Here is a 15,831-nt window from a genome sequence, read left to right as displayed (position 1 = left end):
GGCGCAGCCGCCGCGCCCCCGGGGACGATCACGCCTTCTTCGCAGGGGCCTGGCGGCCGAAGTAGTGGTTGTAGGCCATCTTGAAGTCGACGGAGTAGTCGTTCTGCCACTTCACCGCACGCGCCGCGAAGGCGCGCTGCGACTCGAGCACCTTCTTGAAGAGCGGGTTCTCCTCGGCCTTCTTCGCGATGGTCTTGTCCCACGCGGCCAGTTGGGCGCGCAGCACGGCGTCGGGCGTCTTGTAGAACTTGATGCCCTGCTGCTGCAGCGCCTGGTAGTCCTGCGAGTTGCGCTCGATGGCCTTCCAGCTCATGTCGGCCGACGCCGCCTGCACGGCGTAGTCGATGATGGACTTCAGCTCGGCCGGCAGCGCCTGCAGCTTCGTGCGGTTGAAGAGGATCTCGAACTGCTCGCCCGACTGGTGGAAGCTCTGCAGCATGCAGTTCTTCGCGACGTCGGGGAAGCCCAGCACGCGGTCGCTCGAGGCGTTGTTGAACTCGGCCGCGTCGATCAGCCCGCGGTCGAGCGCGGGCACGATCTCGCCGCCGGGCAGCGGGTTCACGGCCGCGCCCATCTCGGTGAACACGTCCACCGCGAGGCCCACGGTGCGGAACTTCAGGCCCTTCATGTCCTCGGGCTTGGCCACCGGCTTCTTGAACCAGCCGAGCGGCTGCGTGGGCATCGGGCCGTAGAGGTACGACACCACGTCGAGGTTCAGGCTCTTGTAGACCTCCTCGACGAGCGCCTTGCCGCCCCCGTAGTTGTGCCACGCGAGCACCATGTTCGCGTCCATGCCGAAGCCGGGGCCCGAGCCCCACAGCGCGAGCGCGGAGTTCTTGCCGTACCAGTAGGCGATCACGCCGTGGCCGCCATCGAGGGTGCCCTTGCTGACGGCGTCGAGCAGTTGGAACGCCGGCACCACGGAACCCGCCGGCAGCACCTCGATCTTGAGGCGGCCGCTGGCCATGTCGTTCACCTTCTTCGCGAAGTCGAGGGCGTACTCGTGGAAGATGTCCTTCGCGGGCCAGGTGCTCTGGAACTTGAGGGTGGTCGTCGTCTGCGCCGTGGCGATCATCGGGGCCGCGAGGGCACCGGCCGTGCCGGCGGCCGCGGCCGTCTTCTTCAGGAACCGGCGACGAGGGGCGGAAGTTTTCTCGGTCATCGTGAACTCCTTGGAGGAATCGGATCTGGCCACCTGCACATCCCCGCGACGGCGAATGTGAGCGGTCCGGACATCGAATGTCCTCCTCCCTACCCCGAACTTTCAACTAGGTCCAACCCGTCCGCAATAACACGTACAGGGTTCGACTCTAGGAACTTCTGGCGGCCCAGGCACGCTGTTCCGCGTCGAGGCGCTCGAGCAGTTGCTCGTGCGAAGGATGGCCACCGTCGAGCAGCGCCAGCATGAGCAACGTCGCCTCGAGCGTCGAGCGCTGTTCGGGCGCGTGGGCACGCCGCGAGGCGTAGCGTGAAGCGGGTGGTGCGATCAACGCGACGCGCGGCAAGGCCCGCAGCCGCGGGTTCGCATGGAGCATCCGGCGGCTCTTGCGCCACGTGGCGTCGAGCACCACGAGGCGTCCGGGGCGTGGCGGCGCCGTCGCGTCGGACTCACCCGGGTACAGCAGCACCGCGTCATCGCCCAGCCACTGCTGCAGTGCACCGTCGTCGAACGCCTCACCCACTTCGAGCCGGCTGTCACGCAGGCTCTGGTGCAGCAGGCGGGCGGTGCCCTTCGCGTGATCGGCCTCCAGCGGGTGTTGCAGGATCAGCACCGGCGTGGTGTGCTCGACCGGGACCACGCGCGCGCAGAGGCACGTGGCCAGCGGGCGTCGGCAGGCCTCGCAACGGGGGCGGACGGCGGGGCGTTGTTCTTCTTGCATGCCCTGCCATTGTCCGCCCCGTGTGCCGGTCTCCGCCGCTGCTCCTCCTCACGAGATCTTGAATGCCCCGACGGCCATGGCGAGGCGGCCGGCCTGGTCCTTCAGGCTTTCGGCCGCGGCCGCGGACTGCTCGACGAGCGCCGCATTCTGCTGCGTCATGTGGTCGAGTTCGGTGACGGCCGTGTTGATCTGGCCAAGTCCCGTGCTCTGTTCGCCGGTGGCGACGGTGATCTCCTGGATGATGTCGCTCACGCGTTGCACCGACATGACGATCTCGCCCATCGTCGACCCCGCGTCCTTCACGAGGCGTGCGCCCGACTCCACCTTCTCGACCGAGGCGCCGATCAGCGACTTGATCTCCTTGGCCGCCTGCGCGCTGCGCTGCGCGAGGCTGCGCACCTCGCTCGCCACCACCGCAAAGCCGCGGCCCTGCTCGCCCGCGCGCGCCGCTTCCACCGCGGCGTTGAGGGCGAGGATGTTGGTCTGGAAGGCGATGCCGTCGATGACACCGATGATGTCGGAGATCTTGCGCGAGCTGGCGTTGATGTCGTCCATCGTGCTCACCACACGCGCCACCACTTCGCCGCCCTTGGCCGCGACACCGGTCGCCGACGAGGCGAGCTGGTTGGCCAAACGCGCCGACTCGGCCGACTGCCGCACCGTGCCCGTCAGCTGTTCCATCGAGGCCGCGGTCTGCTGCAGGTTCGAGGCCGCCTGCTCGGTGCGGTGCGACATGTCGAGGTTGCCGGTGGCGATCTCGCCCGACGCGGTGGTGATGTTTTCGGTGGCGGCGCGCACCTGCGCCACCATGGTCTGCAGCGACTGCTGCATGTGCACGAGCGACTGCTGCAGCTCGCCGGCCTCGCCGCTTTCGGTGACCGACAGCGCCTCGGTGAGGTCGCCGCGGGCGATCGTGCCGGCCTGGGCCGACACCTCGCGCAGCGGCCGCAGGATCGAGCGGGCCAGCCAGCCGCACAGGCCGATAGCGGTGACGAGGCCGAAGGCGCCCGCCGCCGCGATCACCATCGTGAGCTGGCGGCTCGCCACCTCGGCCTCGTGGTACGTGTCGGCCGCACCCTTGACCTGCGAGGCCAGCAGTGCACCGAGCTCGGCGCTCGCCAGGTCGAACGGGGGCGCGAGGTTCGCGCGGAACTCGGAGATCGCGGTGGCACGGTCGCCCTCGTTCATCAGCTGCGCGACGCGGTCGCGCACCTTGCGGTACTCGGCCCACGCGCCCTTGAACTTCTCGGCGTGGCCCCGGTCGTCCTCGCGGGTCAACGCCGCGAACACCGGTTCGAGCGATTCGAGAGCGGCCTTCTCGATGGCGGCACCCCGGTCGATGTGCTCCTGCGCCTGGCGGGCGTACGACGTCTCCATCGCGAGCACGAGGCTCATGCGGCTGCGGTGCAGCTGGTCCAGCGCGGTGCCGAACGTGCCCATCGGCACGGCGTGGTTCTGGTAGACGTCGGACAGCTGCCGGGTCGCGACACGCATGCCCTGCCCGCCCGACAGCGTCAGCAGCAGGATCGTCACGACACTCAGCACCGCGAGCAGCGTGAGCCGGGTGCTGATGCGCCAGCTGCCGAGGCGGCGGAAGGAGAAGGAGGAGTTTCGGGTCATCGGGGAGTACCTCTTGGTTGCGCTCTGTATCGATCATGTCGGCAGACGGAACGCTGTACTCAAGCGACTACAGGTGATTACAAGATGGGGAGAAACCCGGGAATTCAGGGCGAGGCGGCCAGTGCGGACGGGATCATGGCCAAGGGTCGACGTGGCACACAGCTTGCGTCAAGGAGTTGCGGCGCAACGGATCCACCGAGACGCCCCTCGCCTTCGCACCCAGACTCCAGGAATGATTCCATGACCACACCGTCCACCCTGTCCCGCCGCGAGGCGCTGCGCCGGCTCGGCGCCGTGAGCGCAGCCGGTGCCCTGCCGCTGCCGGCACTGACGTTCGCCCAGGGCAAGTACCCTGACCAGCCCGTCAAGCTCATCGTGGCGCTGCCCGCGGGCGGCAGCGTCGACATGATCGCGCGCACCCTGGGCCAGAAGCTGGCCACGGCGTGGGGCCAGCCGTGGATCGTGGACAACCGGGCCGGTGGGTCCGGGCAGATCGGCATGCCGGTGGTGGCACGCGCCCCGGCCGACGGCTACACCCTGACCGTGTCCCCGGCCTCGTTCCTGACCACCAACAAGAGCGTCTTCAAGAAGCTGTCCTATGACCCGGAGACGGACTTCACGCCCATCTCGCGCCTCGTGAACCAGCCGATGGTGCTGGTGGTGAAGGACCCGCAGAAGTACCCCAACGTGGCGGCCGTCATCGCCGCGGCCCGTGCCGCATCGGGGGCCATCACCTACGCCTCGTCGGGCGACGGCAGCCCGCAGCACCTCGCGGGCCTGCTCTTCGAGACCCGCACGAAGACCAGGCTGCTGCACGTGCCGTACCGCGGCGGCGCCCTGGCCATCAACGACACCATCGGCGGCCAGGTGGACCTGATGTTCGCCGTGATGCCCGAGGCGGTGCCCTACGTGAAGTCGGGCCGGCTGCACGCCCTGGCCGTGATGAGCCCGACCCGTTCGCCCACGCTGCCGCAGGTGCCCACGATGGCCGAGGCCGGCCTCGCCGACGTCAACCTGTCCGCGTGGATGGCCCTGCTGGCGCCGGCGAAGACGCCCCGCCCCATCGTCGACCAGCTCAACCGCGCGGTGGCCACGGCCTTCGATTCCGAAACACGCGCCAAGCTGAGCGAGACCGGCATCGAGGTGGCGACCAGCACCCCGGAAGAACTGCGCCAGCTGATCGAACACGACATCAAGCTGCACGCGGAACTGGTGAAGGCCGCGGGCCTGGTGCCCCAGTAGCGCGGGAGGTCAGGCCGGGGAGGAATCCCGGCCCAGCGGATCGAACCCCGGGTCAACGAACAGCGACGGCGAGAAGTCGACGTCGCTCACCGGGTTGTGTCCCGACGCCCAGTCGAGCAGGTCCGACGCCGGCATCGGCCGGGCGAACAGGTAGCCCTGGAGTTCGTCGCACTGCAGCGCGAGGAGGATGTCGCGCTGGCCTTCCGTCTCCACCCCCTCGGCGACGACCTTCAGGTCGAGCGCGTGGGCGAGCTTGACGACGGCGTCGACGATGGCGCGGGCATCGCGGCTCGTTTCCAGGTCCTGGATGAAGCTGCGGTCGATCTTGAGCTGCTGGGCCGGCAGCTTGCGCAGGTAGCTGAGGCTCGAGTAGCCCGTGCCGAAGTCGTCGATCGACAGGAACACGCCGATGCGGCGCAGGCCCTCGAAGGCGCGCTGGGTGACCTCGATGTCCTCCATCGCGATGCTCTCGGTGATCTCGCACAGCAGGCGCGAGGCCTCGATCTCGTGGCGCCCGAGCGCGGACTGCACGCGGTCGACCAGGTCCTCCTGCCGCAGCTGGTGCACCGAGAGGTTGATCGCGACCCGCATGCGCATGCCCTGCTCGTCCCACGCGCGCATCTGGCGGCAGGCCTCGTCGATGACCCAGTCGCCCAGCTCCTTGATGAGCCCGAACCGTTCGGCCATCGGGATGAAGACGTTCGGGGGCACGTTGCCGTGGTCCGGGTGCTTCCAGCGCATCAGCGCCTCGACACCGCGGATCTGCGACCGTTCGCCGTCGAACTTGGGCTGGTAGTGCAGGCTCAGCTGGCCGCGCGCGCGGGCGTGGCGCAGGTCCGACTGCAGCGCGAGCTGGCGGGCCGCGCCGGCGTTCATGTGCGACTCGAACAGCGCATAGGTGTTGCCGCCGGCACGTTTGGCGGCGTACATCGCGGCATCCGCGTGCGCCATCAGTTGCTTGGCCGCGCCATGGTCCGGGTGCACCGCGATCCCGACCGAGGCCGAGACCTGCAGCTGGCGCCCCTGGAACATGAACGGCAGGCCCAGCGCATGGACCACGCGCGTGGCGAGCGCCACGGCGTCGGCCGCGTCGACCAGGTCCTCGGCCAGCAGCACGAACTCGTCGCCGCCGATGCGGGCGACGGTGTCGCACTCCCGCGCCGCGGTGGCCAGCCGCGCGGCGACCGCCTTCAGCACCTCGTCGCCTGCGGCATGGCCCAGCGAATCGTTGACGGGCTTGAAGCCGTCGAGGTCGACGAACAGCACGGCCAGGCGGCGCACGACCCGCCCTTCCCCGCGCGACAGCGCGTGGGCGAGGCGGTCCTCGAACAGCAGGCGGTTGGGCAGGCCCGTGAGCGGGTCCAGGAAGGCACGGCGCTGCAGTTCGTCGTTGGCGGTCTGCAGCTGGCTGTTGGCGGACTGCAGCGATTCGGCGAGGCGCGCGGTGCGGTCCTGCATGCGCGCGTCGAGCGTGGCGGTGAGCAAGGTGGTCAGCAGCAGCAGGGCCGAGGCGAACATCACCATCGTGCCGAGCTGGTCGCCGCCCAGCTGGTCGGCACTGGTGCAGACCGCGCCGTCCACGAAGTTCGCGGCGGCCATGCCGGTGTAGTGCATGCCGCTGATGGCCGCTCCCATCGCCGCGGCGGCGAGCAGCTTGTACGTGGTGCCGCGCCGGGTCGTGTTGCCGCGCAGCCAGAAGAAGATCAGCAGGGCCGCGGCCGAGGCGCCGACGGCGATGGCCGCCGAGGCGGCGACGAGGCCCAGGTCCCAGTGGATGCCGGGCGCGATGTCGATCGCGGCCATGCCGGTGTAGTGCATCGCGCAGATGCCGGCGCCCATCGCGACGGCGCCACCCGCCACGCGGGCCGTCGTCACCTCGCCCTTCGCGGTGATGCCGAGGCCCACGGCCGACACGGCCACCGCGGCCACCCACGACATCAGGGTCATCGCGCCGGTGTAGCCGAGCGCGATGGGCAGCGTGAACGCGAGCATGCCCACGAAGTGCATCGACCAGATGCCGGTGCCCATCGCCACCGACCCGCCGATCCACCACATCGCCGCCGCGCGCGCGCGGTTGGCCCGGATGCGCTGGACCAGGTCCAGTGCCACGTACGAAGCCAGGAACGCGATCAGGATCGAGGCCGCCACGACCCAGGAGTCGTAGCGCGGAATCAGGTACATCATGCAGGCGCCGGGAGCTGGAGCCGTCGGGCGACGGCACTCGGTCCCAGCCTATCGGCACATGCGGGTAAATCCTGAGGGCTTCGGCCTGCCCGAGCCCGGCCAGCCCGTGAGCGATGTCACGGAGTGCGGGTTGGGACCGGTCTCATCGGCGGGGATCCCCCACCCCGCGTGGGCTGTCTCCAGTGGCAGTACAGTTCAGGGTTGTCCCGAACGCCCCCTCTCCCGCGCCATGCTGCTACGCCACTGGGTCCTGCTCATCTTCATCGCCTCGGCGCTGTACGCCCACTTCCGGGGCCGCGTGCGGTTCGAACTGAAGCGTTCGCTCGACTTCACGATCCTGCTCGCGCCCGTCAACGCGCTGATGTACCTGTTCTCGCGCACGCCGGCCACCGCCTACATCCGCACCGACGACTTCCCCGAGCTGGACGTGCTGAAGGCCAACTGGCAGGTGATCCGCGACGAGGCGCTGCGCCTGAACGACGAGGGGTTCATCCGGGCCGCCGCCGGCTACAACGACATCGGGTTCAACTCGTTCTTCCGCACGGGCTGGAAACGCTTCTACCTGAGCTGGTACGGCAAGGACCTGGAATCCGCCCAGCGGCTGTGCCCGCAGACCGTGGCGCTGCTGAAGTCGATCCCGACCATCAAGGCGGCGATGTTCGCGTCGCTGCCCCCCGGCTCGAAGCTCGTGCGCCACCGCGACCCGTACGCCGGTTCGCTGCGCTACCACCTGGGCCTCACCACGCCGAACGACCCCGGCTGCTACATCGAGGTCGACGGCGAGCGCTACCACTGGCGCGACGGCGAGGCGGTGATGTTCGACGAGACCTTCATCCACCACGCCGAAAACACCACCGACCACCAGCGCGTGATCCTGTTCTGCGACGTGGAGCGCCCGTTGTGGACGGCGCCGCTGCGCTGGTTCAACCGCTTCTTCGCGAAACACGTGATGGCCGCGGCGTCGAGCCAGAATACCGAGAACGAGGCCGTGGGCGGCATCAACAAGCTGTTCCACCATGTGTACCAGCTGCGCCTGAAGGCCAAGGCGCTGAAGGCATCCAACCGCAACGTGTACTACCTGGGCAAGTGGGCCCTGATCGCGCTGCTGCTCTGGGCGCTGTTCTGGTGACTTCCTGGTGACCTCTGCCGCCCCCCCCGCGACCGGGGGGGCGGGCGTGCACGATGACACGCTTCGTCGGACCGACCGGTCCGGCCCCCATGGCGGGACGAACAGGCCGATGGCCAAATGCGGGTTTACCCCTAACGCCGTCCCCCCATGACCCCGCAAGTGCTCACCACCGGCCACGACCTCTGGATGGTCGCCGCCTCGTTCCTCGTGTCCACGTTCGGTGCCTATGCCGCGCTGTGGGTCGCGACCACGTTCCGCCTCTCGGGCGACGGGCGGCTGAGCCGCTTCAACGTGTTGATGGCGGGACTGGCGCTCGGCGGCGTCAGCATCTGGTCCATGCACTTCCTCGGCATGATCGCGTTCAAGGCACCGGTGCTGATCGGGTACGACCCGCTGCTGACGGGCGTGTCGCTCGTGGCGGCGGTGGGTGTCTCCTCGCTGGCCCTCGGCTACATGGCCGCCAGGCCGTTCGCGGTGTCGCGCCTGCTGGTGGCCGGTCCGCTGGCCGGCCTCGGCGTCGCGCTGATGCACTACATGGGCATGTACGGCATGAAGTTCGGCGGCTGGTTCGAGTGGGCGCCGATGCTCGTGGGCCTGTCGCTCGTGATCGCCGTGGTGGCCGCCACGGCCGCGCTGTGGCTCGCGTTCCATGCGCACGGCGCCCTGAACCGCGCCGCCGCGGCCCTTGTGATGGGCGTGGCGGTCTGCTCGATGCACTACACCGGCATGGCCGCCGCATCGCTCGTGTGCTCGACGCAGGACACGAGTCCGCGCCTGGCGGGCCTGCTGCGTCCCGACGACCTCGGCTTCTTCGTGATCGTCGTGGCCCTGTGCCTCCTGCTGATGATCATGGCCGACTCGATGATGCAGCGCATGCACGCGCGCGAACGCACGGCCTGACCTTCAATCGGCGCCAGCGGCGCGCCAGAAGGCCTCGGCCGCCGGCAGTTCGGCCGCGGCGCGGCGGAACAGGCGGATCTCGATCTCGATGGGCCATGTGCCGCCGCCGGCCGGCACCAGCCGCGCGTCGCGCAGCTCGTCCTCGATCAGCGAACGGGGGAGCCACGCCACCCCTCGCCCTTCGAGGGCCATGCTCTTGAGCAGCGTGGCGAGGTGAGCCGTGAAGACCGGCTCGGCACGCAGCCGCTCCAGTGCGTCACCGCGCACGGCGCGCACCACGCGCCCGAGACCCGACTCGGCCGTGTAGGCGAGCAGCGGCACCCGTTCACCGGCCGCCGTGTCCAGGCAGAACGCCGGCGTGCCGTCCGCTCGGGGCGCACTCACCGGCAGCAGTGTGTCGCTCCCCACGCGCAACGACCGGAACGCCACGGGGTCGAGCCGGCCCGGTGCGTGGGGATGCGCGTGGCACAGCAGGAACTGCACACGCCCCTGCACCATCAGCGCTTCCCCATGGGCCGCCACGTCGGACACCAGCTGGATGGGCCCGATGGGCGTGCGCGCCTCCAGCCGCCGCAGCCACGCGGGCAGGAAGGTCAGCGACAGCGCATGCGTGGCAGCGAACCGCAGCGTGGCCGCGCTGGCGTCGGCCACGGCACGGGCCTCGTCGGGCACCCGCGCCACCCGGTTCAGGATCTCGTCGGCGATGCCGCGGAACCACTCGCCGGTTTCGGTGAGGGTGACCGGGTGGGTGCTGCGATCGAACAGCGGCACGCGGAGCCATTCCTCCAGTGCCCGGATGCGCCGGCTGAACGCGGGCTGGGTCATGTGGCGCAACTCCGCCGCCCGCGAGAAGTTGCCGCTCTGCGCGAGGGCCTGGAAGTCCTCCAGCCACGAGAGGTTCATCGTCATGCGGGTCGGCGGTGCTTTGAAAGCATGGAAGGAGAAGATAGCAGCATTGGACCGCGGGGCGACCGGCGCGGATCATCGCGTTCTCTCTTCACCCCCCCGAAAGCGTCCCATGAAGATCGTCGAGATCCGCGAGTCCACCCGCTTCATCAAGTCGAACATCCGCAACGCCTACATCGACTTCTCGAAGATGACCCTGAGCCTCGTCGCCGTGGTCACCGACGTGATCCGCGACGGCAAGCCCGTCGTCGGCTACGGCTTCAACTCGAACGGCCGCTACGGCCAGGGCGCACTGATGCGCGAGCGCTTCATCCCGCGCGTGCTCGAAGCCGAACCCGGCACGCTGCTCGACGAGCGCGGCATCCTGTGCCCGCACAAGGTCTGGGCCACGATGATGACCAACGAGAAGCCCGGCGGCCACGGCGAGCGGTCCGTCGCCGTGGGCACCATCGACATGGCGCTGTGGGACGCCGTCGCGAAGATCGAGGGCAAGCCGCTGTACCAGCTGCTGGCCGACCGCTACGGCAACGGCCAGGCCAACCGCAAGGTGTTCGTCTACGCCGCCGGCGGCTACTACTGGCCGGGCCAGGGCCTCGACGGCCTCGAGCGCGAGATGCGCGGCTACCTCGACCGCGGCTACTCGGTCGTGAAGAAGAAGATCGGCGGCGCGTCGCTCGCGGAGGACTGCCAGCGCATCGAGGCCGTGCTCAAGCTGCTGCAGCCCGGCCAGAAGCTCGCGGTGGACGCCAACGGGCGCTTCGACCTGAAGACCGCGGTGGCCTACGCGAAGGCGTTGTCCCAGTACGACCTCTTCTGGTACGAGGAGGCCGGCGACCCGCTCGACTACACACTGCAGGCCGAACTCGCCCAGCACTACGCCGGCCCGATGGCCACCGGCGAGAACCTGTTCTCGATGCAGGACGCCCGCAACCTGATCCGCCACGGCGGCATGCGCCCCGACCGCGACTGGCTGCAGTTCGACTGCGCGCTGAGCTACGGCCTCGTCGAGTACCTGCGCACGCTCGACATGCTGAAGGACCACGGCTGGTCGCCGTCGCGCTGCATCCCGCACGGCGGGCACCAGATGTCGCTCGCGATCGCCGCGGGCCTGGGCCTCGGCGGCAACGAAAGCTATCCGGACCTGTTCCAGCCGTATGGCGGGTTCCCGGATGGGGTGGCGGTGGACAACGGGTACGTGATGCTGCCCGAGTTGCCTGGCATCGGCTTCGAGGGCAAGGCCGACCTGTACGCGGAGATGAAGGCGCTCGCGTCCTGACCTGATCGAGACGTCGCATCCGTGCGCTAGAATGCGCCCGGTCCGCGGGTGTAGTTCAATGGTAGAACGGCAGCTTCCCAAGCTTCATACGAGGGTTCGATTCCCTTCACCCGCTCCAGATCTCGAAAAGCACCCCATGGGGTGCTTTTTTCATTCACGCGGTTCGCGCGTGGGCCGGTGACACCGCGTCGTGCAGCGCCGCACGCAACTGTGCGGCGGATGCGGGTTTGTCGGCCCGGGTGTCGAACCAGCGATCGTCGGGGCTTTCGGGGTCGTGGGACGCGGACACTTTCACCAGGCGCGTCGCCTGGTTCGGCCCCTGCCCTTCGCGGATGCGGCGGGCCAGTTCGCCACCCGGAACGTCCGGCAGGTCGATGTCCAGCAGCACGGCGGTGAAGGCACGTTCGTCCAGCAGCCGCAGTGCCTCGCGGGCCGTGCCCGCCTCGGTGGGCGCATAACCCAGGCCGCGCAGCACGTCGGCCATCGCGGCGCGGGCGTCGTGGGCGTCGTCGACCACCAGCACGGCCGGTGACACCACCGCCGGGGACGGCGCGGCCTCGGGCGATGCGGCGACGCCGGCCCCGAGTGGCAGCGTGACCGCGAAGCGGGTGCCGGTGCCCGGCGTGGACTCGACGAGGATCTCGCCGTCCAGCAGGTCGACCAGGCTGCGCACCACCGCGAGGCCGAGGCCGCTGCCGTCGGCCATGGACGCGGACGCGCTGGCCCGGTAGAACGGGTCGAAGATGCGGGTCAGCACGTCGGGGGCGATGCCGATGCCGGTGTCGCGCACCTCCAGGTCCAGGCGGCCGGCGTCGGCGGAGACGGCGGCCTGCACGGTGACCCCGCCGCGTTCGGTGTACTTGATGGCGTTGGAGACCAGGTTGTCGAGGATCTGGCGCACGCGGCGCGGGTCGGTGACGACGGCCTGCCTCAGGTCGGGGCCGGGTTCCCAGTGGATGTCGAGGTCCTTGCGGAGCACGGCCTCCTCGTGGTCGGCGATGACCTCCTCGACGAGCCGGTCGAGGCGGAAGCGGCGCGGGCTCACCGCGAGGCTGCCGGCGGACATCTTGGCGAAGTCGACCAGGTCGCTCAGCCGCGCGCGCAGCGCGCGGGTGCCCTCGCGCAGCCGCAGGAACAGCGGTTCGCCGGCCTCGACGCGGCCGCGCGACTCGATGATGTCCATGCTGCTGATGATGGACTGCAGGGGCGTGAGCAGCTCGTGGCTCAGCATGCCGAGGAAGCGGCTCTTGTCGCGGCTGGCGGCCTGTGCGCGTTCGCCGGCGTCCACGGCCTCGCGGCGGGCGGCGTCGGCCTCGCGCCGGGTGGTGCGTTCGCGCAGCGCGGAGAGCACGCCGTAGGTGGCGACCGCCGCGGTGAACGTGAAGAGCAGGCACATCACGTACGTGAGTGCGATCGTGCGCGAGCGCAGGCGGATCATCGCAGCCTGCTGGGCGAGGCGGTCGGCATCGTCGTTGACCCGCAGTGCGCGGCCCAGGCGGGCGAGGCGCTCGGCGGCGTCGACCGCACCGAGCGATGCCGCCGAGCCCGGCACCACATCGTCGCCGGGGAAGGCGCGCAGCGCGGGCAGCGTGTCGCGGTACGCGGCGCCGGCCGCGATGGCGGGCATGGCGGAGAGGCGCTGGTCGAGCTGGTCGACGTGCTGGCGGAAGGCCGCGGCCTGCTGCGCGACGAACGCGGACGACTCGGCCGTGGGCGGTTCGGTGCGCTGCAACGCGCGGGACAGCACGAGCAGCGCATCGGTGGTGGCCTCGTGTTCGGCGGCGAGGGCCTGCTGCCGCTCGAGCAGGCGCGACACCTCGCCGATCTCGCCGAGCAGGTCGCGGTGGAGGAACTGCGACAGGGTCAGCGACAAGGCCAGGGCCAGCGCGCCGGCCCACAGCGCGGCACCCAGGGGATGTTCGCGAAGGCGATCGCGCCAGGAGGTGTGCATGACCGACATTCTGCGGCAGGTCCCGGCACGGACCCCGTGCATTTCGAGCGCGTTTCGAAGGGGGTGGGAACGGGGCGCGGCGTACCGTGAGGGCTCCACCAGGAGACCGCCATGACCGCCCCCTCCCCTTGCAGCGATCCGGCCGCGCCGCCCCTCCCGCCCGAGGCCCTCGTGCCGTCGCCCTCGGCCGAAGCGCCCGCCCGCCCCCGGCCGGCGCCCCCGTCCGCGCGGGCGCCGGCCAAGGCCTTCCGCCGCGGCGTGGTCACCGTCGCCTGCGAACTGCGCACGCCGCGCGTGGTGCAGTTCTACCGGCGCGACTTCACGCCCATCAGCCACTGGCTCGACGCCCTCGACCGCGCGCGGGATTTCCGCCACGTCGACCCGCGCGCCGCGCACGAGGCCGAACGTGTCGTCTCGGCGCACCTCGCCGCGGCGCAGGACGTCTTCGAGGGCGCGGTGCAACGGTCCGACGGGCTGATCGCGGCCCAGGGCCTCGCCGACGTGCCCATCCGCTACGCCGACCCGGTCACGGTCGCCGCCCCCATCGTGCACCCGGCGGCCCGCACCTACCTGCGCGTGCTGTCCACGGCCGACGACGCGTTCGCGAGCCTCGAGCGCGCCTGGCTGCTGGGCCTGGTCGACACACGCGCGCGGCGCATCGAGGAAGCGCGCTTCCGCAAGGTGCTGCGCGGCATCAGCACGCGGGTGCGCGAGCAGTACAGCGCCATGGCGCGGGTGCTGCGCGAGGCCCGTGCCGGGACCGCCCCTCCGGCGCAACCCGGCGGCGAAGCCGCTTCACCCGGCGACATGCCCTGGTGGCAGGACACGGCCCAGGCGGAGAACTCCGCCACCCCCTGATTTGCAGTGCCATTGCCATGGCTTGGTGGCCCGGTGCGCCGGGCCACCTCTTTTGGCAGGAAGTCCCGCGATGCCACCTCCCCGACGCCCCGGTCGCACCGCCCAGGTGAGACAATGCCAGCCCCGCGCCCGGCCTTCGCCGGACCGACCGCCTTTGCCGTTCCATGACCGACCCGCGCCACGCCCTTCCCCGCACCCCGTCCGACGAACACCCGCACCGCACCATCCGCAGCTTCGTCGTGCGTGCGGGCCGCATGGGCACGGGCCAGATGCGCGCGCTCGAGACACTGGCGCCGAAGTTCGTGGTGCCCTATGCGGCCGCGCCGCTGGACACGCCGGCCCTGTTCGGCCGCACGGCCCCGGTGGTGTTCGAGATCGGCTTCGGCATGGGCGACGCCACGGCCACCATCGCGCAGACGCTGCCCGGCACCGACTTCATCGGCGTCGAGGTGCACACGCCCGGCGTGGGCGCGCTGCTCAAGCACATCGACGAACGGGGCATCGGCAACATCCGCATCGTCCAGCACGATGCGGTGGAGGTGCTGGAGCACATGATCACGCCCGGCTCGCTCGCGGGCGTGCACATCTTCTTCCCCGACCCCTGGCACAAGAAGAAGCACAACAAGCGCCGCCTGATCCAGGGGCCCTTCGTGAACAAGCTCATCACCCGCCTCGCACCCGGCGGCTACCTCCACTGCGCCACCGACTGGCAGCCGTACGCGGAGCAGATGCTGGAGGTGCTGTCGGCCGAGCCGGGGCTGGTGAACACGGCCGAGGGCTATGCGCCGAAGCCGGACTACCGGCCGCTCACGAAGTTCGAGAACCGCGGCCTGAAGCTCGGCCACGGGGTGTGGGACCTTGTGTTCCGCAAGCGCGCCTGACGCATCGTCACCCCGGCGAACGCCGGGGTCCACCGGTTCATGGCGCGCGTGGACCGCAGTGGATCCCGGCGTTCGCCGGGATGACCCGCCTGGGGCTCAAGCCGACCAATTGACCGCGCCGGTGTAAGCCGTGCCGAGCACGATCAGCCCGAACACGATCCGGTACCACGCGAACAGCGTGAAGTCGTGCGAGGACACGTAGCGGATCAGCCAGCGGATGCAGATGAGCGCGCTGACGAACGCGAACACCGTGCCGATGACGAAGATGGGCACATCGGACCATTGCAGCAGGTCCCGCGACTTCCACACCGAATAGGCGCCCGCCGCCGTCAGCGTGGGGATGCCCAGGAAGAAGCTGAACTCGGTGGCGGCCTTGCGCGAGAAGCCGAGCACCAGCGAACCGATGATGGTGGCGCCGGAGCGGCTGGTGCCGGGAATGAGTGCGAGGCACTGCAGCAGGCCGACTTTCAGCGCGTCGAGCGGGGTCATGTCGTCCACGGTTTCGACGCGCGCCACGCGGCCGCCTTCCAGGTCACGGTCGCCGTACAGGCGCTTGTGGCGGCGTTCCACCCACAGGATGATGAAGCCGCCCACGATGAAGGCCACGGCCACCGGCACCGGGTGGAAGAGGTGCGCCTTGATCGCCTTGTTGAAGAGGAAGCCGAAGATGGCCGCGGGAATGAAGGCCACGACCACGTTGAGCGCGAACCGCTGTGCCACGGGTTCGGTGCGGATGCCCGCGAAGGTGCTCATGAGCCGGGCGCGGTACTCCCACACCACGGCGATCATCGCGCCGGTCTGGATGGCGATCTCGAACACCTTGATGGTGTCGCCGGTGAAATCGAGCAGTGACCCCGTGAGGATGAGGTGACCGGTGCTGGAGATGGGCAGAAATTCCGTCAGACCCTCGACGATCCCCATGATCGCCGCCTTGACCCACAAAACGATGTCCAAACCCAGCTCCTGTGCAAACTAATCGACGCTGGATGATACCGACGCGGGTC

13 protein-coding genes and 1 tRNA gene are annotated in these 15,831 nt (G+C 69.9%); 7 read left to right on the top strand and 7 right to left on the bottom strand.

The window, feature by feature from the left end; genetic code table 11:
- Nucleotides 1–28: 28 nt before the first annotated feature.
- From A4W93_RS12075 to A4W93_RS30695, 3 genes are all read right to left on the bottom strand, one after another.
- Nucleotides 29–1,162, bottom strand: a complete 1,134-nt coding sequence (locus A4W93_RS12075) for a TRAP transporter substrate-binding protein (RefSeq protein ID WP_085750837.1) — start codon at nucleotides 1,160–1,162, stop codon at nucleotides 29–31.
- 148 nt (nucleotides 1,163–1,310) lie between these two features.
- Nucleotides 1,311–1,880 carry a tRNA-uridine aminocarboxypropyltransferase gene (locus A4W93_RS12070; RefSeq protein WP_085750836.1) on the bottom strand — a complete coding sequence of 190 codons (570 nt, stop codon included), beginning with the start codon at nucleotides 1,878–1,880 and terminating at the stop codon, nucleotides 1,311–1,313.
- A gap of 48 nt (nucleotides 1,881–1,928) precedes the next feature.
- Complete coding sequence (locus A4W93_RS30695) at nucleotides 1,929–3,500, bottom strand: methyl-accepting chemotaxis protein (protein ID WP_085750835.1); 1,572 nt, start codon at nucleotides 3,498–3,500, stop codon at nucleotides 1,929–1,931.
- Between the two features lie 240 nt (nucleotides 3,501–3,740).
- Here A4W93_RS30695 and A4W93_RS12060 point away from each other — a divergent pair, with 240 nt between their 5' ends.
- A complete protein-coding gene (locus tag A4W93_RS12060; RefSeq protein ID WP_085750834.1) occupies nucleotides 3,741–4,742 on the top strand; it encodes a Bug family tripartite tricarboxylate transporter substrate binding protein in 1,002 nt (333 codons plus the stop codon).
- A gap of 9 nt (nucleotides 4,743–4,751) precedes the next feature.
- Here the strand turns inward: A4W93_RS12060 and A4W93_RS12055 are convergent, their stop codons facing one another.
- Nucleotides 4,752–6,926 carry a putative bifunctional diguanylate cyclase/phosphodiesterase gene (locus A4W93_RS12055; RefSeq protein WP_085750833.1) on the bottom strand — a complete coding sequence of 725 codons (2,175 nt, stop codon included), beginning with the start codon at nucleotides 6,924–6,926 and terminating at the stop codon, nucleotides 4,752–4,754.
- Nucleotides 6,927–7,155: 229 nt separating this feature from the next.
- Here A4W93_RS12055 and A4W93_RS12050 point away from each other — a divergent pair, with 229 nt between their 5' ends.
- Together A4W93_RS12050 and A4W93_RS12045 are read left to right on the top strand one after the other, a co-directional pair.
- Nucleotides 7,156–8,055 (top strand): aspartyl/asparaginyl beta-hydroxylase domain-containing protein, encoded by a 900-nt coding sequence (locus A4W93_RS12050; protein ID WP_085750832.1) that lies wholly within the window; start codon nucleotides 7,156–7,158, stop codon nucleotides 8,053–8,055.
- A 147-nt stretch (nucleotides 8,056–8,202) separates the two neighbouring features.
- The gene (locus tag A4W93_RS12045; RefSeq protein WP_085750831.1) at nucleotides 8,203–8,955 is read left to right on the top strand and encodes an MHYT domain-containing protein; all 753 of its coding nucleotides are present in this window, start codon (nucleotides 8,203–8,205) and stop codon (nucleotides 8,953–8,955) included.
- A 3-nt stretch (nucleotides 8,956–8,958) separates the two neighbouring features.
- Here A4W93_RS12045 and A4W93_RS12040 read toward each other — a convergent pair whose 3' ends face one another.
- Nucleotides 8,959–9,864: a LysR family transcriptional regulator gene (locus A4W93_RS12040; RefSeq protein ID WP_320409218.1), complete on the bottom strand. Its 906-nt coding sequence runs from the start codon at nucleotides 9,862–9,864 to the stop codon at nucleotides 8,959–8,961.
- A 109-nt stretch (nucleotides 9,865–9,973) separates the two neighbouring features.
- Between A4W93_RS12040 and A4W93_RS12035 the strand changes: the two genes are divergently transcribed.
- Together A4W93_RS12035 and A4W93_RS12030 are read left to right on the top strand one after the other, a co-directional pair.
- Entirely contained in the window at nucleotides 9,974–11,137 is a 1,164-nt protein-coding gene (locus tag A4W93_RS12035) for a mandelate racemase/muconate lactonizing enzyme family protein (protein WP_085750830.1), read from the top strand.
- 44 nt (nucleotides 11,138–11,181) lie between these two features.
- Nucleotides 11,182–11,255, top strand: a tRNA-Gly gene (locus A4W93_RS12030).
- A 36-nt stretch (nucleotides 11,256–11,291) separates the two neighbouring features.
- Here the strand turns inward: A4W93_RS12030 and A4W93_RS12025 are convergent.
- Complete coding sequence (locus A4W93_RS12025) at nucleotides 11,292–13,088, bottom strand: ATP-binding response regulator (protein WP_169726532.1); 1,797 nt, start codon at nucleotides 13,086–13,088, stop codon at nucleotides 11,292–11,294.
- A 111-nt stretch (nucleotides 13,089–13,199) separates the two neighbouring features.
- On the opposite strand from A4W93_RS12025, the gene A4W93_RS12020 reads away from it, so the two are divergent.
- Together A4W93_RS12020 and trmB are read left to right on the top strand one after the other, a co-directional pair.
- Nucleotides 13,200–13,946: a hypothetical protein gene (locus tag A4W93_RS12020; protein WP_085750828.1), complete on the top strand. Its 747-nt coding sequence runs from the start codon at nucleotides 13,200–13,202 to the stop codon at nucleotides 13,944–13,946.
- A 164-nt stretch (nucleotides 13,947–14,110) separates the two neighbouring features.
- Nucleotides 14,111–14,827 carry a tRNA (guanosine(46)-N7)-methyltransferase TrmB gene (gene trmB / locus A4W93_RS12015; protein ID WP_085750827.1) on the top strand — a complete coding sequence of 239 codons (717 nt, stop codon included), beginning with the start codon at nucleotides 14,111–14,113 and terminating at the stop codon, nucleotides 14,825–14,827.
- 96 nt (nucleotides 14,828–14,923) lie between these two features.
- Here the strand turns inward: trmB and A4W93_RS12010 are convergent, their stop codons facing one another.
- Complete coding sequence (locus A4W93_RS12010; protein ID WP_085750826.1) at nucleotides 14,924–15,781, bottom strand: undecaprenyl-diphosphate phosphatase; 858 nt, start codon at nucleotides 15,779–15,781, stop codon at nucleotides 14,924–14,926.
- Nucleotides 15,782–15,831 lie beyond the last annotated feature (50 nt).

The sequence above is a fragment of the Piscinibacter gummiphilus genome, from assembly GCF_002116905.1.
GTDB classification, from domain to species: Bacteria; Pseudomonadota; Gammaproteobacteria; order Burkholderiales; family Burkholderiaceae_C; genus Rhizobacter; species Rhizobacter gummiphilus.
Note: the sequence above shows the minus strand (reverse complement) of the source record. Positions and strands in the feature narration are given on the sequence as shown.

What these genes read in the sequence shown, in the direction of transcription:
- A4W93_RS12075 (WP_085750837.1), bottom strand. Translation starts at nt 1,162, where the DNA reads ATGACCGAGAAAACTTCCGCCCCTCGTCGCCGGTTCCTGAAGAAGACG.
- A4W93_RS12070 (WP_085750836.1), bottom strand. Translation starts at nt 1,880, where the DNA reads ATGCAAGAAGAACAACGCCCCGCCGTCCGCCCCCGTTGCGAGGCCTGC.
- A4W93_RS30695 (WP_085750835.1), bottom strand. Translation starts at nt 3,500, where the DNA reads ATGACCCGAAACTCCTCCTTCTCCTTCCGCCGCCTCGGCAGCTGGCGC.
- A4W93_RS12060 (WP_085750834.1), top strand. Translation starts at nt 3,741, where the DNA reads ATGACCACACCGTCCACCCTGTCCCGCCGCGAGGCGCTGCGCCGGCTC.
- A4W93_RS12055 (WP_085750833.1), bottom strand. Translation starts at nt 6,926, where the DNA reads ATGATGTACCTGATTCCGCGCTACGACTCCTGGGTCGTGGCGGCCTCG.
- A4W93_RS12050 (WP_085750832.1), top strand. Translation starts at nt 7,156, where the DNA reads ATGCTGCTACGCCACTGGGTCCTGCTCATCTTCATCGCCTCGGCGCTG.
- A4W93_RS12045 (WP_085750831.1), top strand. Translation starts at nt 8,203, where the DNA reads ATGACCCCGCAAGTGCTCACCACCGGCCACGACCTCTGGATGGTCGCC.
- A4W93_RS12040 (WP_320409218.1), bottom strand. Translation starts at nt 9,864, where the DNA reads ATGACGATGAACCTCTCGTGGCTGGAGGACTTCCAGGCCCTCGCGCAG.
- A4W93_RS12035 (WP_085750830.1), top strand. Translation starts at nt 9,974, where the DNA reads ATGAAGATCGTCGAGATCCGCGAGTCCACCCGCTTCATCAAGTCGAAC.
- A4W93_RS12025 (WP_169726532.1), bottom strand. Translation starts at nt 13,088, where the DNA reads ATGCACACCTCCTGGCGCGATCGCCTTCGCGAACATCCCCTGGGTGCC.
- A4W93_RS12020 (WP_085750828.1), top strand. Translation starts at nt 13,200, where the DNA reads ATGACCGCCCCCTCCCCTTGCAGCGATCCGGCCGCGCCGCCCCTCCCG.
- trmB (WP_085750827.1), top strand. Translation starts at nt 14,111, where the DNA reads ATGACCGACCCGCGCCACGCCCTTCCCCGCACCCCGTCCGACGAACAC.